Source organism: Streptococcus sp. A11, assembly GCF_043674225.1.
GTDB classification, from domain to species: domain Bacteria; phylum Bacillota; class Bacilli; order Lactobacillales; family Streptococcaceae; genus Streptococcus; species Streptococcus suis_V.
The window spans coordinates 1-19,838 of record NZ_JBIMJS010000018.1 but is presented as its reverse complement, the minus strand read 5'-3'; the positions used below and the strand labels follow the sequence as shown (position 1 = coordinate 19,838).

Here is a 19,838-nt window from a genome sequence, read left to right as displayed (position 1 = left end):
ATGACTATTACTACAGATATTTTAGAAACAATTAAGAAGTACGACACTATTATCATTCACCGTCACCAGCGGCCAGACCCAGATGCCATTGGTAGTCAGGTGGGTTTGAAGAAATTATTGCAGGCCAATTTTCCTGAAAAAAACGTCAAGGCGACAGGTGTGGATGAACCAACCCTGGCTTGGCTGGCTAGCATGGACTCAGTCGCAGATGAGGAGTATCACGGAGCCTTGGTCATCGTGACAGACACGGCCAATACGCCGCGAGTGGATGACAATCGCTATACCACTGGGGATTTTCTCATCAAAATCGACCACCATCCAAACGAAGAGCCTTACGGTGACCTGCTCTGGGTCAACACAGCTGCCAGCTCTTGTAGCGAAATGATTACGGAGTTTGCTCTGGCCAACAACCTCAAACTAGACGGGGAAATCGCCCGCCTGCTTTACGCAGGGATTGTCGGAGATACGGGTCGTTTCCTTTACCCTGCGACGACTGCTCGCACCTTTGAAATTGTGGCCCGCCTGCGTCAGGAGGACTTTGATTTTACCAGGATGAGCCGCCAAATGGACACCATTGACTACAATATTGCCAAGCTGACAGGCTATGTCTATGACAATTTAGAGGTGGATGAACATGGTGCTGCTCGGGTGACCTTGACCCGCGCTACTCTTGAAAAATACGGCGTGACAGATGCGGAAACCTCCTTTATCGTTGGCGCTCCGGGTCGTATTGGTGATGTCCAGTCCTGGGGGATTTTTGTGGAACAAGCAGATGGTAACTACCGTGTCCGTCTCCGCAGCAAGTATATTCCTATTTCGGCTATTGCCCAGCGACATGACGGCGGGGGGCATCCATTAGCCAGCGGTGCTAATTCATATTCCCTAGCCGAAAATGAAGCCATTTATCAAGAAATCCAGCAGGTTGTCCGAGATGCAAGCAAGTAGCAGAAGCGTCCGTCTCATGGGGACGGTCATTGAAACCAAGATTTGGCATGAGAATCCTGAGCCAATTTTAGACCAGGTGGAAAACCTCCTTATTCTGTACAAGGACCGTTTTTCAGCCAATGACCTGACTTCGGAACTCATGGAAGTCAATCTCAATGCAGGTGTACAGGCGGTTCCTGTTGCAGAGGATCTGTACGAACTGATCAAGCTGGGCAAGGAACACAGCCTGGCTGACAAGAGTTTTCTCAATATCACCATTGGTCCGCTGGTCCAGACCTGGCGGATTGGTTTTTCCGATGCCAAGCTGCCTAGTCAGGAAGAAATTGATGAAAAGCTGGCTATGATTGACCCAGCTGATATTGAATTGGACGATGAGGACATGCTGGTCTATCTGGAAAAAGAGGGCATGGCCATTGACCTGGGAGCCTTAGCCAAGGGCTATGTGGCAGACCGTATCGTCGAATTTTTGGAGCGAATGGGTGTGACTGCTGGCTTGATTAACCTGGGTGGCAATGTAAAGACATTTGGACAGGCACCTCATAATCCTGATGGTAACTGGCTAATCGGTATTCAGGATCCTGGAAAAGAACGAGGGCAGAACATCTTGGTTCTGCGAATCATTCAAGAATCGGTGGTCACCTCTGGCATTTACGAAAGGAGCCTAACGGTTGAAGGCAAGACCTATCACCATATCCTCAGTCCGCAGACAGGCTATCCCATTGCCTCTGAACTGGCCAGTATTTCCATTGTCTCCAAGCGGTCGGTCGAGGGCGAGATTTGGACCACACGTCTCTTTGGTCAGGCCATGGCTGAGATTTACAGGACGGTTTGCCAGACGGAGGGTATTGAGGCTGTGCTGATTGGCCTGGATGGCAAGGTTTTTGTGACGCCGGGATTGGTGGACAGGGTTGTGGCTGGGAAACAGCATTTGTCAGACGGTTTGGCCAGCCCTTCAAGAGGCGGTTTTGGGGCGCGTGTGGCCTCGGATGTGGCCTCCGGAGCCTCTGCTTTGTAAAATGTTGAGAAAATAGGGGAAAAGACTTGCAAGTCTGCCTAACTTTTGGTAAACTTAAATGGTTATAATCTATGGCTCGGAAAGAGACCATGGCAGAAAGGAATTTTTATAATGAAAAAAGATATCCATCCAGAATATCGCACTGTTGTCTTCATGGACACAACTACTGGTTACAAGTTCCTTAGCGGTTCTACTAAGAACTCTAATGAAACTGTTGAGTTTGAAGGTGAAACTTACCCATTGATCCGTGTGGAAATTTCATCAGATTCACACCCATTCTATACTGGACGTCAAAAATTCACTCAAGCAGACGGCCGCGTGGACAAGTTCAACAAAAAATACGGTCTCAAAGACGCAAACGCTGCGAACTAAGAGAAACATTGATTTTAAGCCTTTTCCGAGTTTCGGAGAGGGCTTTTTTGTGCGCGTGATTGCCATTGGTTTAGATTTCCAGATGAAGCGGTTTAAATATATCGTAGGTATTTCAGATTTGTCTGTTATAAATTTTTAACCCCACATACTAAAACAGTTTTATTTGGTTGCAAGGAACAACTATTACCAAAAATACCACTTGTTAATAAATCAAGTGGTATTTTCTATTCTTTAAGTAAATCAATAATCGCTTGAACCTTTTTCTCTTGTTTGTCTTTGGGAAGTTTTGATAGAGCTACAAGTAACTCATCAATTAAGTTAGAGTTGGCTTGAATGTCAAACTTAAAAAACTCACTATAAGTTACTCCCAAAGCTAATAGAAGCTGTTCTAGTGTTTCTAAGCGAGCTGTATGCCTGTAGTTCTCTAATTTATTCACATATTTAATATCAAGACTTGCTATTTCTGATAATGCTTCCTGAGTTAAGCCTTTTTCTTTTCTCAAAAATTTAATTCTTTCAACGACAAACTGAGATAAGGTGTTATTACTATCCATTCATTATTCCTCTTTATGTCAAAGGATAACACTTATCATAAAAGAGACAAACCTATATTTTTAGAACTATTTAACAATAACGTTCTAAAAACAGAACGTTTATGTTATAATGTATTTTAAAGAGAAACATTATTAGCCTAAAGAATAAAAATTAAGAATCGTTTTGAATCTATATGTGAGTTCAATTGTCAAAAACAGATATGTATTATTCTACAATGTATATTCGTTCTTATTGGAAAGTGGAGAAAAATGATGGGTCGCAATAAACTATATTTAAAATTATCAAGAATAAAGATAGTAACAGTACAAAAATAAAAGTGATAATATTAAATATTTTTACGAGGAGAAACATAATGAAAAAGTTAACAAAAATTACACTGCTTTCAACTGCACTACTTATTATTTTAGTTGGCTGTAGCAGTAAATCTAGTGAGGAAACAACTGCAAGCTCTGAAACAGTTGAAACAACACAATCATCATCAGAAGAGAAAGTACAGGCTGAGACTGTCTCATTTTTTGCTGATGGAGAATATAAGGCAGGAACAGATATTGAACCTGGAACGTATTATGTTGTTTTGACAGAATTACAAGCCGAGGGTAGTAAGGCTTATGTTGGATTTCAATATGGAGTAGACCTAAATTCGTTGGATTACGAGTATGAACAACTTAACACGATTGGAAAACCATATAAAGTAGAGATAGATAGCGACACCAAATTTAAATTTGAAAGCTGGGAAGGTGCCACAATCTGGAAAATCACATTTTTTACAGACGAAGATTTCAAGGAGTACCAATCATCTGAAAAAAAGTAACGGAAGCTAGTACACAAGCGTCTACTAGCTCTACAACAAGTGAATCAACCACACAAGCAACTACAACGCCAAGCTCAGCGGGCACCAGTCCTTCCACACCTCCTGTAGCTGATTCAGACATTGAAGCTATCAAAACTTACAATGACTACATAACAGTCTACGGTAAAATTGTAAACCACTATCTGGATAGCTATAAAGCTAAAATGGATGAGTATGGACTAGCTGATGAAGCAACCTTCCAAAGCATGAAGGAAGGTATAGACCAAGGCGTCCAACAACAAAAAGACGCCTATGGTAGTATGGGAACTAAGAAGCTAATGGGTAAAGAGGAACTCGTTAAATTCTTGAAAGAATACCGAGATGAGTTAAAGAAAGCAGTAGATGCAATCGGACAATAATCACATACACAATTTAGTTCTCACTTGCAAATTCCCCACCAATAGCTTATAATGGAATTATAAAAGGGAGTTGCTCCAACAACTCCCAGTGTAAATCCGTTTAAGACGGTAGCTAAGTTTTAGATTAAGAAATAACCGTCAACTCGCTAAAGTTTGAGACGGTTATTTCTTTTTATCATTCAGCTTAATAAGGACAATAATCAGCGATAAGAGACTGAGGACAAAGCCACCGAACTCCAACATCAACTGTAAAGCCTCCGCTGTGGACAAAAGAGCTACTCCTTTCTATCCAGATTTTAGCACTTACTTTCATAAGCACCACCACCTTTCTACGAAACTCGTAGCTACCACCATAACTTATTTACCGTTCCATTATACCACGGCTAAATCATTTCTTCAAATGGATTCCTTTTATCTGCCGACAAGACTTTAGTTTTTGATTGCCAAAATGATTGCCATCTAAATGAAATGATGATAGCAGACGACAACCATTTTTAGCTTAATACCTGATAAGATTGCCTTTCTAAGTTTATTGAAAACTGATGACCGACTAACTGATAATAAATACGGTCTCAAAGACGCAAACGCTGCGAACTAAGAGAAACATTGATTTTAAGCCTTTTCCGAGTTTCGGAGAGGGCTTTTTTGTGCGCGTGATTGCCATTTTGATTGCTCTAGACTGTAGTTAGCCAGCCGCATCTGCGATTTTTGATAGGAATCTTGGGTTTGATAAAATACGGTGCGTTATTTTCTGCTATAATAGTAGAAGATTAGATTTAGAAAGCAGGAGACATGAGCACTCGAAAGATTGATTTAGATAATCGGATTGATTACGGTCTGATATTACCTGTATTTTTGCTATTGTTGATAGGTATCTTATCCCTCTATATAGCGGTTAGCATTGATTTTCCGGAAAGCCTGGTGCGGATAGTCAGCCAGCAGCTGCTGTGGATTGCCTTAGGTATCGGTTTGGCCTTCCTAGTTATGTTCTTTTCCAATAAGTTTTTATGGAAAATGGCTCCGCTTCTTTACATGCTGGGACTGGGATTGATGATTTTGCCTCTCTATTATTTTAGTCCAGAGCTGGTTGCCTCTACAGGGGCTAAAAACTGGGTAACGGTCAGTGATATGACACTGTTTCAACCGTCGGAATTCATGAAGATTTCCTACATTGTCATGTCAGCCAGATTGATTGTCAGCTTTCAACAGCGGAATCCAGCGCGGCAGTTAAAGGAAGATTTTCGTCTGATTGCCTTTCTGACCCTCTTGACCTTGCCAGTCTTGGGCTTGCTTTATCTACAGCGAGATTTGGGGACTTCCTTGGTTTTCGTGGCCATATACGGTGGCATGTTGCTCCTGTCGGGAATTTCCTGGAAAATTTTATTACCAGCCGTCTTGACAGCTGTCGTCTTGGTCGGAGTTTTTCTGCTGATATTCATCAGTCCTGGTGGGCGATCCTTCCTTCATAATCTGGGGATGGACACCTATCAAATCAACCGAATTTTGGGCTGGCTAGATCCCTTTGAAAATGCCCAATCAACGACCTATCAGCAAGCCCAAAGCTTGATTGCGATTGGCAGTGGCGGTCTGACGGGTATCGGGATCAATAAAACCAATCTGCTGATTCCTGTTCGCGAAAGTGACATGATTTTCACAGTTATTGCAGAAGATTTTGGATTTATCGGAGCCTCGGTGGTCATTGCGCTCTATCTGCTCTTGATCTATCGCATGTTGAAAATAACTGTCGAGTCCAACAATCGTTTTTACACCTATATTTCGACAGGTTTCATTGTCATGTTGCTCTTTCACGTCTTTGAAAATATCGGTGCAGCAACAGGTATCTTGCCTCTGACCGGGATTCCCTTACCTTTCATATCTCAGGGTGGGTCTTCTATGGTTTCCAACTTGATTGGCATTGGCCTGATATTGTCCATGAGTTACCAATTTACCTTGTTTGACGAGGCTCAGACTCGCCAAGTATCATCCTATAAGAAAATCACGATAAAGCGTGTAGAAAGAAGGGAAAAATGAAAAAAGTAGCGGTTTTATTTGCAGAAGGTTTTGAAGAAATCGAAGCCCTGACACCGGTTGATGTCCTTCGTCGGGCCAATATGGATTGCCAGATGGTTGGCTTGACCAGCCAGACGGTAACAGGTTCTCATGGGATTCCTGTTCAGACTGATTCTGTCTTTGATGGCGATTTGTCAGCCTATGATTTGATTGTCCTGCCAGGCGGTATGCCAGGGGCGACCAATCTACGTGACCATTCTGGTTTGATTGAGGAATTGAAAACTCAAGCTGCGGCTGGTAAATTTGTGGCAGCAATCTGTGCGGCACCCATTGTTTTAGAGAGAGCGGAGCTTCTCAAGGACCGTCATTTTACCTGCTATCCAGGCATGGAAGAGCAGATTGCCTCAGGGATTCACCAGACGGATGAGGTGGTTGTCGATGGCAATATCGTGACCAGTCGAGGTGCCGGAACCAGTCTGCCATTTGCCTATAAACTGGTTGAGTTGCTGGGTGGTGACGGTCAAGCACTTGCGCAGACCATGGTTTACCAACAGGGCTAGTTAAGAAAGCAAAGGAGTAAACTATGTCAAATTTGAAAGAACAAGTTGGGATTAAGGCTGCTGAATTTGTCACGGACGGGATGATTGTGGGCCTGGGAACAGGATCGACTGCCTATTATTTCGTCCAGGAAATCGGTCGCCGGGTCCAGGAAGAAGGCCTGGACATCATCGGTGTGACGACTTCGCATGCCACAGCGAAACACGCTGCTTCACTGGGGATTCCTCTGAAGAATATTGATGAGGTGGATTATGTTGACTTGACGGTGGACGGAGCAGATGAAGTAGACGGAGCTTTTAACGGCATCAAGGGTGGCGGTGCAGCCCTGCTCATGGAAAAGGTCGTTGCCAGCTATTCCAAGGACTCTATCTGGATTGTCGATGAAAGCAAGCTAGTGGAAACACTCGGAGCCTTCAAACTGCCGGTTGAAGTGGTTCAATACGGTTCTGAAAATCTTTTCCGACTGTTTGAGAAGAAGGGCTATCGTCCAAGTTTCCGTATGAAGGACGGCCAGAAATTGGTGACCGATATGCAGAATTTCATCATTGACCTGGATTTGCAACGAATTTTGGATACGCTTGCTTTGGCCAATGAACTGGACCACACAGTTGGAGTAGTAGAGCACGGTCTCTTCATCAACTTGATTTCAAGAGTCATCGTGGGAACAGCAGAAGGTCCCAAAATCCTTACTAAAGAATAGTTGAAAACGCTTCTCATTTTTTTATAAAATGAGAGCTTTTTTATGTTATAATTAAAAGACGAACGTTTATTTACAAAAAAAAGGAGAGCAATATGCCTAAATTTAAACGTATTCACCTGGTTGTCCTGGATTCTGTGGGAATCGGTGCGGCGCCAGATGCCAACAACTTTACCAATGCAGGCGTGCCAGACGGTGCATCAGACACCTTGGGACACATTTCAAAAACAGTCGGCTTGAATGTGCCAAATATGGCTAAACTGGGCCTCGGCAATATCCCTCGTGAAACACCTCTGAAAACAGTTCCTGCCGAGGAAAATCCGACAGGTTATGCAACAAAATTGGAAGAAGTATCACTTGGTAAGGATACTATGACGGGTCACTGGGAAATCATGGGCCTCAACATTACCGAGCCTTTCGATACTTTCTGGAATGGTTTCCCTGAGGAAATTTTGACCAAAATTGAAGAATTTTCAGGTCGTAAGGTCATCCGCGAGGCCAATAAGCCTTATTCTGGAACGGCTGTGATTGATGATTTTGGTCCTCGTCAAATGGAAACTGGGGAGCTCATCATTTACACCTCCGCAGACCCTGTCCTTCAGATTGCCGCTCATGAGGACATTATTCCGCTTGAGGAGCTTTATCGCATCTGTGAGTACGCGCGTTCTATAACCTTAGAGCGTCCAGCCCTTCTGGGTCGTATCATTGCCCGTCCTTATGTTGGTGAGCCTGGTAACTTTACCCGCACAGCCAACCGCCACGACTATGCCGTTTCTCCATTTGAGCCTACTGTTCTCAATAAACTGGCAGATGCTGGTATCTCGACCTACTCTGTTGGTAAAATTAGCGATATTTTCAACGCCTCAGGCATTACCAACGACATGGGCCACAACAAAAATAACAACCACGGTGTCGATACCCTCTTGACAACCATGGGTCTGGCTGAGTTTGAGACAGGATTCTCCTTCACCAATCTGGTAGATTTTGATGCCAACTTTGGTCACCGCCGTGATGCCAAGGGCTACCGTGATTGCTTGCATGAGTTTGATGCTCGCTTGCCAGAGATTATGGCTGCCATGCGTGAGGACGACCTGCTCCTCATCACAGCTGACCATGGGAATGACCCGACCTATGTCGGTACGGACCATACTCGTGAGTACATTCCGCTCTTGGCTTACAGTCCCTCCTTTACTGGCAACGGCTTGATTCCACAGGGACATTTTGCGGATATTTCGGCGACCATTGCTGAAAACTTTGGTGTGGACAAAGCCATGATTGGTGAGCCATTCTTGGATAAATTAGTCTAATGGAAAAAGCAACCGTTTATTACAATCCCGATTGTAGCAAGTGCAAGAAATTGCGGGTCCTTCTCACTCATCAAGATCTGGAAGTAACCTGGGTTAATTATCTGGAAAATCCCCTGTCCAAGGCAGATTTGGAAAGGATTTTGGCTAAAATGGATGCCCAGCCTTCCCAGCTTATCCGCCTAGCACAGGACGATTTTGCAGGAAAATCCGAGCCAGAAATTCTGGAACTCATGGTAGCTGAACCCAGTCTTGTCAACAGACCCATTGTCGAGCGAGAAAGTACCGCTTTTCTCTGCAGACCGCTGGACGTAATCGTAGAAAAAATGCCAGAATACGACTGGTCAGCTTATTTATAAAGGAGAAAATATGAGTTTACTTGCAAAAATTTATGAAACAAAAGCTTATTTGGAAGAAAATGGAATGATTAAGCCAGAATTTGGCTTGATTTTGGGCTCAGGTTTGGGCGAATTAGCGGAAGAAGTTGAAAATGCTATTGTTATCGACTATGCGGATATTCCAAACTGGGGCAAATCAACAGTTGTTGGCCATGCTGGTAAGTTGGTTTACGGAGATTTGGCGGGTCGTAAGGTTTTGGCTCTTCAAGGTCGTTTCCACTTCTACGAAGGCAATCCAATGGAAGTCGTGACCTTCCCAGTTCGTGTTATGAAAGCCCTTGGCTGTGAAGGTGTGATTGTCACCAATGCTGCTGGTGGTATCGGCTATGGACCAGGTACCCTGATGGCTATTACAGACCACATCAACATGACTGGTCAAAACCCATTGATTGGAGAAAACTTGGAAGAATTTGGTCCACGTTTCCCAGATATGTCCAACGCCTATACCAAAGAATACCGTGAGAAAGCTCATGCCGTTGCGGAAAAATTGGGCATCAAGTTGGACAATGGTGTCTACCTCGGTGTGACAGGACCTACCTACGAAACACCAGCTGAAATCTTGGCCTTCAAGACCATGGGTGCCCATGCAGTTGGTATGTCAACTGTTCCAGAAGTTATCGTGGCAGCTCACTCTGGCATGAAAGTCTTGGGTATTTCTGCTATCACAAACTTTGCGGCTGGTTTCCAATCCGAACTCAACCACGAAGAAGTGGTAGAAGTAACCGAGCAAATCAAAGGCAACTTCAAAGGCTTGGTCAAGGCTATCTTGGCGGAGTTGTAAGAATTTGAATATAGAATAATAAAGAGGTACAATACATGTCTATCCATATTTCTGCAAAACCAGGTGAGATTGCAGATAAGATTTTGCTTCCTGGTGACCCACTCCGTGCTAAATTTATTGCTGAAAACTTCCTTGAAGACGCTGTGTGCTTCAACGAGGTCCGCAATATGTTCGGCTACACAGGTACTTATAAGGGCCACCGTGTTTCTGTCATGGGAACTGGTATGGGGATGCCATCCATTTCCATCTACGCCCACGAGCTCATCAACGAATACGGTGTGAAAAAATTGATCCGTGTCGGAACAGCAGGCTCTATGAACAAGGATGTTCATGTCCGTGAATTGGTCTTGGCGCAAGCAGCTGCAACCAACTCTCGTATGATTAATATTGATTGGCCGGAATATGACTTGCCACAAATTGCAAGTTTCAACCTTTTGGATAAGGCATATCATATTGCTAAAGACCTTAATTTGACAACGCATGTCGGCAATGTCTTGTCTTCAGACAGTTTCTATTCTCCAAAACTCTTCAGTCGTAACTTGGAACTGGGGCAAATCGGTGTCAAGGCGGTTGAAATGGAAGCGGCAGCCCTCTACTATCTGGGTGCTAAATTCGGTGTCCAAACCCTAGCTATCATGACCATTTCTGATAGCTTGGTCAATTCAGATGAGGATACAACGGCAGAAGAACGCCAAAATACCTTCACAGACATGATGAAGGTTGGTCTGGAAACCTTGATTGCGGAATAGGCCGGACTAAGGAGTAACTTGTGATAAGGAGGAATGTATGACATTTGCACACTTTGAACCAACTCGAAATGTAGAAGATTTTCACTTGGCAGGATTTGCTTATTATGACGGATTAGATGTTGTCGAAGAGTTAAAATTGGGAACTTCTCTAGATTTACTGGCTGAACCAACTAATCCTTATGATTCAGAAGCGGTGCTTATTCTTTATCGGGGGAAGAAATTGGGCTACATTCCAAAATACAAGAACAGTTTAATCAGCCGGATGCTTTTTTATGGACACGGGGATATTTTGGAAGCTCGCGTTCAAATGATTGATTTGACGGAACATCCTGACCGTCAACTACGCGTGGTTGTTAAGTTTAAGGACAATCGTCCGACAGCCTAAATCAGTAGACAGAGAAGTTATCAGGTTAATCTGTAACCGTTTGAAAGACGAACTAAGTTCTATTTGTATGGAACTTAGCTTGTCTTTTTTTGTTTTTTAGTGTATAATAGAAAACGGTTACATATAGTAACGAAATAATCATGAACACTTACATATATTAGTTTCATTTAGGAGATTAGGAATGATTAATTTACAAAATTTTGTCCAGTCCATGTACGCTAAGCGGATTGAAGACTGTTCGGATTACGAACTCTATTATGCCTTGCTTGCATTTACCAAGCAACAAAGTGAAGCTAAGTACACCAATGAGCAGAAGAAAAAAGTTTACTATATTTCTGCTGAGTTCTTGATTGGTAAACTCTTGTCTAATAACTTGATCAACTTGGGTGTTTATGATGAGGTGAAGAGCCAGCTTGCAGCCGCAGGTAAAGACTTGATTGCTATTGAAGATGTGGAGATGGAGCCATCACTAGGAAATGGTGGTTTGGGTCGTTTGGCTGCCTGCTTCCTTGATTCCATTGCTAGCCTTGGTCTCAACGGAGATGGTGTCGGATTGAACTACCACTTCGGACTCTTCCGTCAGTTGTTTGAATACCACCAACAATCTGCAGTGCCAAATGAATGGATTACGCCACGTTCTTGGTTGACAGAATCCCCAATTTCTTACCAAGTGCCCTTTGCTAACTTTACCTTAACTTCTAAGTTGTACGATATCGATGTGCCAGGTTATAAGACTGAGCGGAAGAACCGTTTGCGTTTGTTTGACCTTGGTTCAGTTGATGACAATATCATTTACGATGGCATTGAGTTTGACAAGGAAGACATTTTCCGTAACTTGACTCTCTTCCTTTATCCAGATGATTCGACAGACGAGGGTAAAGTTCTCCGTATCTTCCAGCAGTATTTCATGGTGTCTAACGCTGCCCAACTCTTGATTGATGAAGCGGTTGCCAAAGGGTCAAATCTTCATGACTTGCCTGATTATGCAGTGGTTCAAATCAACGATACACACCCATCACTTGTCATTCCAGAATTGATTCGTCTCTTGGAACTCCGTGGCATTTCCTTTGATGAGGCAATCGAAATTGTTAAGAAGATGACTGCCTATACCAACCACACAATCTTGTCTGAAGCCCTTGAAAAATGGCCGCTTGACTTCTTGAATCGTGTGGTACCTCACTTAGTACCATTTATCGAGGAGTTGGACCGCCGTGCCAAAGAAGTAAAAAATGATCCAGCGGTTAATATTATCGATGAGCACGGTCGTGTCCACATGGCCCACATGGATATTCACTATGGCTACTCTATCAACGGTGTGGCAGCCCTCCATACTGAGATTTTGAAGACATCTGAGTTGAAAGCCTTCTACGAGCTTTACCCAGAGAAATTTAACAACAAGACGAATGGTATCACCTTCCGCCGTTGGCTCATGCATGCTAACCCAAGATTGGCTAACTATCTTGATGGCCTACTTGGTCATGGCTACCACCATGATGCCAGCGAGTTGGAAAAACTCTTGGATCACAAAGACAGCAAAGAATTGAAGAAATGGTTGGAAGAAACCAAGCAGCACAACAAGCGTAAGTTGCAACGTCATATTGCTAAGACGCAAGGTGTGGAGGTCAATTCAGAGTCTATCTTCGACGTGCAAATCAAGCGCATGCACGAGTACAAGCGTCAACAGATGAATGTCCTCTATGTTATCCACAAGTATTTGGATATCAAGGCTGGTAATATCCCAACTCGTCCGTTGACAGTCTTCTTTGGCGGAAAAGCAGCACCTGCTTACACAATGGCTCAAGATATTATCCACTTGATTTTGGTCTTGTCACAGGTTATCAAAAATGACCCAGAAGTAGCACCACACTTGCAGTTGGTTATGATTGAAAATTACAACGTAACGGAAGCTAGCTTTATCATCCCAGCGGCAGACATTTCGGAGCAAATTTCTCTTGCATCTAAAGAAGCTTCTGGTACTGGTAACATGAAATTCATGCTCAATGGTGCCTTGACCATCGGTACAGATGACGGTGCCAATGTGGAAATTCATGAATTAGTTGGCGATGAAAATATCTACATTTTCGGTCAAGATAGCCAGACTGTTATCGACCACTATGCAAATGGAACCTACCATCCTTATGCCTTCTACGAGCGCGAAGCTATCCGTCCATTGATTGATTTCATCACTTCTGACACTATTCGTCAGGCTGGTGGTATCGATGAACGCCTCTGGCGCTTACAAGACAACCTCAAGCACAATGACCACTTCATGACCTTGCTAGACTTGGAAGACTACATTGCAACTAAGGAAAGAATGCTGGCAGACTACGAAGATCGTGACAGCTGGTTGGATAAGGTTATCGTCAACATTGCCAAAGCAGGATTCTTCTCATCAGACCGTACCATTCAACAGTACAACGAAGATATTTGGCATTTGGAAGCGTAGCATATAAAAATGACCTTTCGGGGTCATTTTTTCTGTATTCTATTTTTGAACGATTGAGCGATTGCGGATTGTCCCAAGAGGTTTCCGAGGGCAAAACCAGAGGTGTTGAGCAAGATGTCGCCAAGGTCGAAGAAGCCCAGTGAAAAGAAGAATTGACAGGCTTCAACTAGCAATATGGCACCTACAAAGAGAGAAAGTTTTTTCCAAGAAAATGAAAAAAGCAACCCAAGTGGTAAAAAGAGTAAGAGGTTAAAGATCAATATAGCAGGATTGATAAATAGGTCTTGAGAAAAGGTGCTAATGAGATTCCAGTTGATGCCTTGGACACCCATGCTTTTGAAAAAGAGAAGATAGACTAGCAGAAGCCCGTAGCAAGCGTAGAAAAACCAAAGTGTCGGTCGCGAAATGCGGGGCTTATAGACAAGTCGAAATAGGGTAAAGCAAAATCCGGTCATTAACAGGATTGCGGCAAATGCTGGCCAAAAATCAACCGTCATGAAAATGGTCGTGAACTGGTAAAAGAGAAAGGTCATGAAGAGCCAGCGGCAAAGTAGAAATGACAGGATCAGGTTAATACAGTCATAGATAACTTCTTTTTTCATAGAGGACCTCCTTTCTTGATTGCTTTGACCAACTTCAGGAAGTTGAGCAGTCATTTCCTGGGTAATAACATCAAAATCTTCCTCGAGCTGTTTTAAGACCCTCTCATGGCTTTCTCGAACTCTCTGTTCCATTTCCCCTACCTCGGACGTAAAACGCTGTATACGCTCTTCTAGGGTCTTATTTTCGGCTCGTAAGCGAGGTAGGTGAACTTCTTCCAGACTAAAAGCTTCCATCTCCAGTTTATGACTATATTCCTCCTTAGTCAATATTTCGTCATCTAAAGCCTTTATTTTGCCCTCTAAGACATTTTGTTTGTTTTGGAGGGTATTTAATCGTTCCTGAAGTTTTCGGCTCTCTAAGAGCTTCTGAGAGCGTTCTACGTCAATTTGAGATAATAGACGTTCTTTCTCTCGGTTGACCTCTTGAATCATAGCCTTGTATTCGTGCATATCCTTGATGTCATTTGTGCCTACTACCAAATTTTTGTTACTTTTTCCAAAAAAGTAACGTTTATGCAGTTTTGACACTTCGTATCAAAACGCAAACGCTCCTCCGAGGGACTCTTGCAGAGAGCTAATTCGTACAAATGAGCACACGAAAAAGTCTCTCAAGGAGACTTTTTATTTTTTATTTTTACAATTAATTGGGCAGCCAAAACACAAGAAATAACTGGTAAAGTTTTAAAAAACGTTTCAAAGATAAATTCTAACATTACCATTTTCCAAATCTCTCTAAATCTAAAGAATTAATACATACCTCTATACCAACAATAACATTTTCTTCATAAATTATTCCACAAGAAAATATAATTTTTTCTTCACTCAACAAGTTCACTAATACTACTAAAGATTCTAAAATATAATCTTCAATAACAATAAATGTATTGTTTCCTCGTTTTAAAAAATGAACAAAACTCAAATCTCTCTCAGTATTGCCTTTAACACTATTTAAACACAGTTTCAAAGAATCTAAAAAAATGTTAAAAAATGTATCCCCCTCCATTGAAAACCCTTTCAAAAATTATTTTTATATGATATAATTATACAAAAAAAAGGAGTTTTTATGATGAAAAAATGTATTTTGTTGTTGGTTTGCCGCTCTATCTGTTTGTTTTAGTATTTCTACAACATATGCTGATACTCTACCAACAAACAGTATCACTCCGTACGCAACTGCATATGGAGATGGGGGAGTATCAAAAATAGAAATTCATGATAATCGTAGTAGAGCTTGGTGGTATGCTCGTCCATATATTAAATCCCATTATACCTTTATTGGTACAGTTAGTATTACATTAACAAACGGAAGAAATTTAATCTACCCTGTAAGCAGAGGTGGAGGCCCAGGTCAATCTGTTTCTGGATCAATATATGTAAATGGAAAAATAAGAAAAGTAGAGTTTTGGGGTGCTGCTGCTGGTCCCGGTGGAGTGAGTGTGGTCATTCCTGGTGTTGAAACAAATAATCATGCCGGAGGGGGTTCAGGAATGAGTGTACCTATTCTTGACCTATTAAATTAAAAACAAACTTCAAGAGGACAATAAAATAAAAGGAGATGACTTGATCATCTCCTTTTATTTTATTGTCCTCAATAGTATTTAACCTATAACCTTATTAAGAGTATCTCTTCTGTATTTCATTATATCATTATTTGAGGGGGGGTAAAGTATCTAGAAAATAATTTCCCTGACAGTATGCTATAATAGTCCTATGAAAAAACGACCGACATCTGCCTATATCCACATTCCATTTTGTACCCAGATTTGTTACTATTGTGATTTTTCTAAGGTTTTTATCAAGAATCAGCCTGTTGATGAGTATTTGGCAGCCCTCATGGAAGAGGTCAAGTTTTACGACCTGCCAGCCCTCCGCACGCTTTATATCGGAGGCGGAACACCATCGGCTCTCTCGGCAGACCAGCTAGATTATCTCCTGACCAATCTGGAGGACCTGCTGGACTTGTCACAGCTGGAAGAATTCACCATTGAGGCTAATCCAGGTGACTTGACGGCGGATAAGATTGCGGTTCTGAAAAAATCCAAGTGCAATCGGGTGTCGCTTGGTGTTCAGACCTTTGATGACCGTATGCTGAAAAAAATCGGTCGCAGCCATAACCAGGCCCAGATTTATGAAACCATTGCAGCCCTCAAGGAAGCGGGTTTTCACAACATTTCCATTGACCTGATTTATGCCCTGCCTGGTCAGACCATGGAGCAGGTGGTGGACAATGTCACCAAGGCCCTAGAGCTGGACATTCCCCACATGAGCCTCTATAGCTTGATTTTGGAGAACCACACGGTCTTCATGAACCGTCAACGCCGTGGCAATCTGCATCTACCCAACGAAGATGTGGAGTCCGATATGTTCGACTATATTCTTCAGGAGTTGGAGAAAAACGGCTTCGAGCATTATGAGATTTCCAACTTCACCAAGCCAGGTTTTGAAAGCCGCCACAACCTCATGTACTGGGACAACTCGGAGTACTATGGTCTAGGAGCAGGAGCATCTGGCTACATCGACGGCATGCGCTATCGCAACCGCGGCCCCATCCAGCACTACCTCAAGTCTATCCGCGAAAAAGGCCATTCTCGCTTACACGAAGAATTCCTCAGCCAGACCGAGCAGATGGAAGAAGAGATGTTTTTAGGTCTACGGAAGAAAACTGGCGTGTCCATTGAGCGATTCGAGGAAAAGTTTGGCATTTCCTTTGAAGACCGCTACGGTCAGGTGGTCAGAGACTTGAAAAATGAAGGTCTCTTGCAAGAAGAAGACCGTTGGCTTCGGATGACCAAAAAAGGGTTATTTCTGGGCGATACGGTTGCTGAACGATTTATTATTACAGATTAGAAAAGAGCAAAAACGATGGGCTTAACCTACCAAGAAAATTTCAGCATTCCCTTTGATATGTGTGATGTGAAGCAGGCTGTCAAACTGCCTGACTTGATTTCCTATTGTCTGGGGCTTTCGGGCCGACAGTCAGAAGAGCTGGGGCGGAGTGATCTCTATGTGTTTCAGGAATTTGGCTTGATTTGGGTGGTGACAGACTATGAACTGACTATTCAAGGCCTACCTAAATACAATGAAACCATTACCATTAAAACAGAAGCGGTTGCCTATAACAAGTTTTTCTGTCATCGGATGTTTTATATCTACGATGAGGTCGGTAATCTCTTGCTAGATATTCTTTGCTATTTTGTTTTGATTGATTTTGAAACTCGCAAGGTGGCGCCTGTGCCAGAAGATTTGATTGCTCCTTATCAGTCTGAGCAGGTCAAGAAATTGCCTCGGGCTCCCAAGTATCAGCTCTTGGAAAATCCGTCTGTACAAGAATTTCCTGTTCGCTATTTTGATTTGGATATGAATGGTCATGTCAATAATGGCAAGTATTTGGAATGGATGTATGAAGCACTGGGTTATGATTTTCTGCTCTGCCATGTTCCTAAAAAAATCCAACTCAAGTATCTCAAGGAGGTAGAGGCGACTAGCTTGGTGAGTTCACGCATGGTGGCAGAACCTGGTATCAGCCAGCATGAGATTGTGGTAGATGGGCATATCCATGCGCAAGCTGTCATAGAATGGAGGGAAAATCATGTCACAGGATAAGTGGTTGGAATGGGCCGTACGTTTACAGGCCTTGGCTCAGACAGGTTTGGCCTATGGAAAAGATGTTTATGACATGGAGCGTTTCGAAGAAATCAGACAGATTGCGGCAGAAATGTTGGTGGAGCCGTCTGGGCAGCCCTTGGAAGTGGTGAATGACTTGTTTTGCAATGAAACAGGCTATCAGACACCTAAGTTGGATACCCGCGCAGCTATTTTCCAAGAGGATAAAATCCTACTGGTCCAGGAAAACGATGGGCTCTGGTCCTTACCAGGTGGTTGGTGCGATGTGGACCAGTCCATCAAGGACAATGTGGTCAAGGAAGTAAAGGAAGAAGCGGGGCTGGATGTGGAGGCTCTGCGAGTCGTTGCGATTTTGGACAAGCACAAGAACAATCCTGCCAAGTCAGCCCACCGCGTGACCAAGGTCTTCATTTTATGTCGTCTACTTGGCGGTGAGTTTCAGCCCAATTCGGAAACAGTCGCCAGTGGTTTTTTCAGTCTAGATGACTTGCCTCCGCTCTACCTTGGGAAAAATACTCCTGAGCAGTTAGCACTTTGCTTGGAAGCTAGTCGGTCTGAGCATTGGGAAACACGATTTGATTAAGGAGAAAGTATGACCTATCAAGGATATTTGATCGATTTAGATGGGACGATCTATGAAGGGAAAAAGCGGATTCCTGCTGGTGAACGGTTTATTCATGGTTTGCAGGAGCGCAACATTCCCTATCTCTTTGTGACCAACAATACCACTCGTCGTCCTGAAACGGTACAAGCTATGTTGGCGGAGAATTTTAATATTGAAACGCCACTTGAGACCATTTACACGGCCAGTCTGGCTACCGTGGATTATATGAATGATTTGGGTCGGGAAATGACGGTTTATGTCATCGGTGAGGACGGGCTCAAGTCTGCCATTTTTGAGGCAGGTTATGTGGAAGACAGGGAAAATCCTGCCTATGTGGTGGTGGGACTGGACGCTCAGTTGACCTATGAAAAGCTTACCATTGCTACCTTGGCTATTCAAAAGGGAGCGACCTTTATAGGTACCAATCCTGACCTCAATATTCCGACGGAGCGTGGTCACTTGCCAGGTGCTGGTTCATTGATTGCACTCTTGAAAGCTGCTACCCGTGTTGAGCCGATCTTTATTGGCAAGCCTGAAGCTATTATCATGGACAAGGCTCTAGAGATTTTAGGGACAGAACGCAGCCAAACGGTTATGGTGGGAGATAACTACCTGACGGATATTCGTGCAGGGATTGATAATGGATTTCCAACTCTTTTAGTCCTGACTGGCTTCACTAAGCCAGAAGAAGTAGCAGACTTACCCCTGGCTCCAACCCATGTCCTCGAGAGCTTAGATGAATGGAGTTTTGATGAGAACTAAGTTACAGATTATCGGAACGATTTTATTTGTCTTGTCGGCAGCAGTTCTAGGAACCATCTACCTAGCTTGGCTAGTTTATCCGCTAGAAATTTCCTACCTAGGCTTGGAAAATGTTGTCTACATGAATGCGTCGGATATTTCCTACAATTTCAATATCCTGATGAACTATCTGACCAATCCTTTTGCAAGTGTTTTAGACATGCCAAATTTCCGCTCATCGGCAGCTGGTCTCAAGCATTTTAGGGATGTTAAGTATCTCTTTCATTTTGCCCAGTTTGCCTTTCTGATTAGCCTGCCAGTCTTTATTTCCTTTGTTAAACAGGTTCTAAACATGGGCTATGGTCAGATCTATCATCGGGTTTTTACTTGGGTTGCCTTGGCGCCTGTTCTTATCGGACTGGTCGGTGTCTTAATTGGATTTGATACGTTCTTTGTCCTCTTCCACAAGGTCCTCTTTCCGGGCGATTCGACCTGGCTCTTTGACCCAGCAAAAGACCCTGTCATCTACATTCTGCCACAGGACTTTTTCCTCCATTGCTTTATCTTGTTTTTCGTTCTCTACGAGCTCTTTTCTTTGGCAATGCTGGCGTGGACAGTGAAATCTACCAAGAAAACTAACTAGGATAATTTCCCGCGTTGTAAAATGAAATGCAACAAAAAAGACATGTTCGTCTGATATACTAGAATTCCCCAACTCAGTATAGAAAGCAGATGAACATGTCCAATACTCATTCTACCAGAAACTCATCCTATTCTCATCTCTCAGCCACAGAACGTGGTGAAATTGCTGCTTATCTTAAAATGGGAAAGAAACCAATTGAA

The 19,838-nt window shown here is 43.1% G+C and carries 23 protein-coding genes and 1 pseudogene; 20 read left to right on the top strand and 4 right to left on the bottom strand.

The window, feature by feature from the left end; translation table 11 throughout:
* The 3 genes from ACHBIF_RS09625 to ACHBIF_RS09615 all read left to right on the top strand — a co-directional run bounded on the left by ACHBIF_RS09625 (nucleotide 1) and on the right by ACHBIF_RS09615 (nucleotide 2,332).
* Entirely contained in the window at nucleotides 1-945 is a 945-nt protein-coding gene (locus tag ACHBIF_RS09625) for a bifunctional oligoribonuclease/PAP phosphatase NrnA (RefSeq protein ID WP_105122536.1), read from the top strand.
* Nucleotides 932-1,960, top strand: coding sequence for an FAD:protein FMN transferase (locus tag ACHBIF_RS09620; protein WP_394720181.1), 1,029 nt, complete (start codon nucleotides 932-934; stop codon nucleotides 1,958-1,960). Before ACHBIF_RS09625 ends, ACHBIF_RS09620 begins: the two co-directional genes overlap by 14 nt.
* 111 nt (nucleotides 1,961-2,071) lie before the next feature.
* Nucleotides 2,072-2,332: a type B 50S ribosomal protein L31 gene (locus ACHBIF_RS09615; protein ID WP_105110411.1), complete on the top strand. Its 261-nt coding sequence runs from the start codon at nucleotides 2,072-2,074 to the stop codon at nucleotides 2,330-2,332.
* A 224-nt stretch (nucleotides 2,333-2,556) separates the two neighbouring features.
* Here ACHBIF_RS09615 and ACHBIF_RS09610 read toward each other — a convergent pair whose 3' ends face one another.
* On the bottom strand, nucleotides 2,557-2,886 hold the full coding sequence (locus tag ACHBIF_RS09610) for a helix-turn-helix domain-containing protein (RefSeq protein ID WP_172059411.1): 330 nt from the start codon (nucleotides 2,884-2,886) through the stop codon (nucleotides 2,557-2,559).
* Between the two features lie 353 nt (nucleotides 2,887-3,239).
* Between ACHBIF_RS09610 and ACHBIF_RS09605 the strand changes: the two genes are divergently transcribed.
* Entirely contained in the window at nucleotides 3,240-3,698 is a 459-nt protein-coding gene (locus ACHBIF_RS09605; protein ID WP_394720178.1) for a hypothetical protein, read from the top strand.
* 203 nt (nucleotides 3,699-3,901) lie between these two features.
* Entirely contained in the window at nucleotides 3,902-4,096 is a 195-nt protein-coding gene (locus ACHBIF_RS09600) for a hypothetical protein (RefSeq protein WP_172059413.1), read from the top strand.
* A 162-nt stretch (nucleotides 4,097-4,258) separates the two neighbouring features.
* On the opposite strand, the gene ACHBIF_RS09595 is transcribed toward ACHBIF_RS09600, so the two are convergent.
* Nucleotides 4,259-4,366: a putative holin-like toxin gene (locus ACHBIF_RS09595; protein WP_105125669.1), complete on the bottom strand. Its 108-nt coding sequence runs from the start codon at nucleotides 4,364-4,366 to the stop codon at nucleotides 4,259-4,261.
* 522 nt (nucleotides 4,367-4,888) lie between these two features.
* On the opposite strand from ACHBIF_RS09595, the gene ACHBIF_RS09590 reads away from it, so the two are divergent.
* The 9 genes from ACHBIF_RS09590 (at nucleotide 4,889) to ACHBIF_RS09550 (ending at nucleotide 13,424) form a co-directional block, all read left to right on the top strand.
* Nucleotides 4,889-6,127, top strand: coding sequence for an FtsW/RodA/SpoVE family cell cycle protein (locus ACHBIF_RS09590; protein WP_394720175.1), 1,239 nt, complete (start codon nucleotides 4,889-4,891; stop codon nucleotides 6,125-6,127).
* Nucleotides 6,124-6,666 carry a DJ-1 family glyoxalase III gene (locus ACHBIF_RS09585; protein ID WP_105122533.1) on the top strand — a complete coding sequence of 181 codons (543 nt, stop codon included), beginning with the start codon at nucleotides 6,124-6,126 and terminating at the stop codon, nucleotides 6,664-6,666. The genes ACHBIF_RS09590 and ACHBIF_RS09585 overlap by 4 nt, the downstream gene beginning before the upstream one ends.
* A 23-nt stretch (nucleotides 6,667-6,689) precedes the next feature.
* On the top strand, nucleotides 6,690-7,364 hold the full coding sequence (gene rpiA / locus ACHBIF_RS09580; RefSeq protein ID WP_105122532.1) for a ribose-5-phosphate isomerase RpiA: 675 nt from the start codon (nucleotides 6,690-6,692) through the stop codon (nucleotides 7,362-7,364).
* 92 nt (nucleotides 7,365-7,456) lie between these two features.
* Nucleotides 7,457-8,668, top strand: coding sequence for a phosphopentomutase (locus ACHBIF_RS09575; RefSeq protein ID WP_394720172.1), 1,212 nt, complete (start codon nucleotides 7,457-7,459; stop codon nucleotides 8,666-8,668).
* Nucleotides 8,668-9,024 (top strand): arsenate reductase family protein, encoded by a 357-nt coding sequence (locus ACHBIF_RS09570; protein WP_394720170.1) that lies wholly within the window; start codon nucleotides 8,668-8,670, stop codon nucleotides 9,022-9,024. The genes ACHBIF_RS09575 and ACHBIF_RS09570 overlap by 1 nt, the downstream gene beginning before the upstream one ends.
* A 10-nt stretch (nucleotides 9,025-9,034) precedes the next feature.
* Entirely contained in the window at nucleotides 9,035-9,844 is an 810-nt protein-coding gene (locus tag ACHBIF_RS09565; protein ID WP_125266046.1) for a purine-nucleoside phosphorylase, read from the top strand.
* A gap of 35 nt (nucleotides 9,845-9,879) precedes the next feature.
* Nucleotides 9,880-10,593 (top strand): purine-nucleoside phosphorylase, encoded by a 714-nt coding sequence (gene deoD / locus ACHBIF_RS09560; protein WP_394720167.1) that lies wholly within the window; start codon nucleotides 9,880-9,882, stop codon nucleotides 10,591-10,593.
* Nucleotides 10,594-10,630: 37 nt separating this feature from the next.
* Nucleotides 10,631-10,978, top strand: coding sequence for an HIRAN domain-containing protein (locus ACHBIF_RS09555; RefSeq protein ID WP_105122526.1), 348 nt, complete (start codon nucleotides 10,631-10,633; stop codon nucleotides 10,976-10,978).
* A gap of 181 nt (nucleotides 10,979-11,159) precedes the next feature.
* Nucleotides 11,160-13,424, top strand: coding sequence for a glycogen/starch/alpha-glucan phosphorylase (locus ACHBIF_RS09550; RefSeq protein WP_394720165.1), 2,265 nt, complete (start codon nucleotides 11,160-11,162; stop codon nucleotides 13,422-13,424).
* A gap of 23 nt (nucleotides 13,425-13,447) precedes the next feature.
* Here ACHBIF_RS09550 and ACHBIF_RS09545 read toward each other — a convergent pair whose 3' ends face one another.
* Nucleotides 13,448-14,506: a VanZ family protein gene (locus ACHBIF_RS09545; protein WP_394720163.1), complete on the bottom strand. Its 1,059-nt coding sequence runs from the start codon at nucleotides 14,504-14,506 to the stop codon at nucleotides 13,448-13,450.
* A 232-nt stretch (nucleotides 14,507-14,738) separates the two neighbouring features.
* Nucleotides 14,739-15,029, bottom strand: a complete 291-nt coding sequence (locus ACHBIF_RS09540; RefSeq protein WP_394720161.1) for a hypothetical protein — start codon at nucleotides 15,027-15,029, stop codon at nucleotides 14,739-14,741.
* 707 nt (nucleotides 15,030-15,736) lie between these two features.
* Between ACHBIF_RS09540 and hemW the strand changes: the two genes are divergently transcribed.
* The 6 genes and pseudogenes from hemW to ACHBIF_RS09510 form a co-directional block, all read left to right on the top strand.
* Nucleotides 15,737-16,873, top strand: a complete 1,137-nt coding sequence (hemW, locus tag ACHBIF_RS09535; protein WP_394720159.1) for a radical SAM family heme chaperone HemW — start codon at nucleotides 15,737-15,739, stop codon at nucleotides 16,871-16,873.
* 15 nt (nucleotides 16,874-16,888) lie between these two features.
* The gene (locus ACHBIF_RS09530) at nucleotides 16,889-17,629 is read left to right on the top strand and encodes an acyl-ACP thioesterase domain-containing protein (RefSeq protein ID WP_394720157.1); all 741 of its coding nucleotides are present in this window, start codon (nucleotides 16,889-16,891) and stop codon (nucleotides 17,627-17,629) included.
* Entirely contained in the window at nucleotides 17,616-18,233 is a 618-nt protein-coding gene (locus ACHBIF_RS09525; RefSeq protein WP_394720155.1) for an NUDIX hydrolase N-terminal domain-containing protein, read from the top strand. Before ACHBIF_RS09530 ends, ACHBIF_RS09525 begins: the two co-directional genes overlap by 14 nt.
* 9 nt (nucleotides 18,234-18,242) lie before the next feature.
* Nucleotides 18,243-19,016 carry a TIGR01457 family HAD-type hydrolase gene (locus ACHBIF_RS09520; protein WP_394720153.1) on the top strand — a complete coding sequence of 258 codons (774 nt, stop codon included), beginning with the start codon at nucleotides 18,243-18,245 and terminating at the stop codon, nucleotides 19,014-19,016.
* Nucleotides 19,006-19,638 (top strand): TIGR01906 family membrane protein, encoded by a 633-nt coding sequence (locus ACHBIF_RS09515; protein ID WP_105160558.1) that lies wholly within the window; start codon nucleotides 19,006-19,008, stop codon nucleotides 19,636-19,638. The genes ACHBIF_RS09520 and ACHBIF_RS09515 overlap by 11 nt, the downstream gene beginning before the upstream one ends.
* Nucleotides 19,639-19,733: 95 nt before the next feature.
* Nucleotides 19,734-19,838: pseudogene (locus ACHBIF_RS09510) on the top strand (IS30 family transposase); the annotation flags it as partial.

Coding starts and splice junctions, on each gene's coding strand:
- ACHBIF_RS09610 (WP_172059411.1), bottom strand. CDS start 2,886: ATGGATAGTAATAACACCTTATCTCAGTTTGTCGTTGAAAGAATTAAA.
- ACHBIF_RS09570 (WP_394720170.1), top strand. CDS start 8,668: ATGGAAAAAGCAACCGTTTATTACAATCCCGATTGTAGCAAGTGCAAG.
- ACHBIF_RS09605 (WP_394720178.1), top strand. CDS start 3,240: ATGAAAAAGTTAACAAAAATTACACTGCTTTCAACTGCACTACTTATT.
- ACHBIF_RS09620 (WP_394720181.1), top strand. CDS start 932: ATGCAAGCAAGTAGCAGAAGCGTCCGTCTCATGGGGACGGTCATTGAA.
- hemW (WP_394720159.1), top strand. CDS start 15,737: ATGAAAAAACGACCGACATCTGCCTATATCCACATTCCATTTTGTACC.
- ACHBIF_RS09600 (WP_172059413.1), top strand. CDS start 3,902: ATGGATGAGTATGGACTAGCTGATGAAGCAACCTTCCAAAGCATGAAG.
- rpiA (WP_105122532.1), top strand. CDS start 6,690: ATGTCAAATTTGAAAGAACAAGTTGGGATTAAGGCTGCTGAATTTGTC.
- ACHBIF_RS09625 (WP_105122536.1), top strand. CDS start 1: ATGACTATTACTACAGATATTTTAGAAACAATTAAGAAGTACGACACT.
- ACHBIF_RS09540 (WP_394720161.1), bottom strand. CDS start 15,029: ATGGAGGGGGATACATTTTTTAACATTTTTTTAGATTCTTTGAAACTG.
- ACHBIF_RS09555 (WP_105122526.1), top strand. CDS start 10,631: ATGACATTTGCACACTTTGAACCAACTCGAAATGTAGAAGATTTTCAC.
- ACHBIF_RS09585 (WP_105122533.1), top strand. CDS start 6,124: ATGAAAAAAGTAGCGGTTTTATTTGCAGAAGGTTTTGAAGAAATCGAA.
- ACHBIF_RS09525 (WP_394720155.1), top strand. CDS start 17,616: ATGTCACAGGATAAGTGGTTGGAATGGGCCGTACGTTTACAGGCCTTG.
- ACHBIF_RS09615 (WP_105110411.1), top strand. CDS start 2,072: ATGAAAAAAGATATCCATCCAGAATATCGCACTGTTGTCTTCATGGAC.
- ACHBIF_RS09520 (WP_394720153.1), top strand. CDS start 18,243: ATGACCTATCAAGGATATTTGATCGATTTAGATGGGACGATCTATGAA.
- ACHBIF_RS09550 (WP_394720165.1), top strand. CDS start 11,160: ATGATTAATTTACAAAATTTTGTCCAGTCCATGTACGCTAAGCGGATT.
- deoD (WP_394720167.1), top strand. CDS start 9,880: ATGTCTATCCATATTTCTGCAAAACCAGGTGAGATTGCAGATAAGATT.
- ACHBIF_RS09530 (WP_394720157.1), top strand. CDS start 16,889: ATGGGCTTAACCTACCAAGAAAATTTCAGCATTCCCTTTGATATGTGT.
- ACHBIF_RS09575 (WP_394720172.1), top strand. CDS start 7,457: ATGCCTAAATTTAAACGTATTCACCTGGTTGTCCTGGATTCTGTGGGA.
- ACHBIF_RS09515 (WP_105160558.1), top strand. CDS start 19,006: ATGAGAACTAAGTTACAGATTATCGGAACGATTTTATTTGTCTTGTCG.
- ACHBIF_RS09590 (WP_394720175.1), top strand. CDS start 4,889: ATGAGCACTCGAAAGATTGATTTAGATAATCGGATTGATTACGGTCTG.
- ACHBIF_RS09565 (WP_125266046.1), top strand. CDS start 9,035: ATGAGTTTACTTGCAAAAATTTATGAAACAAAAGCTTATTTGGAAGAA.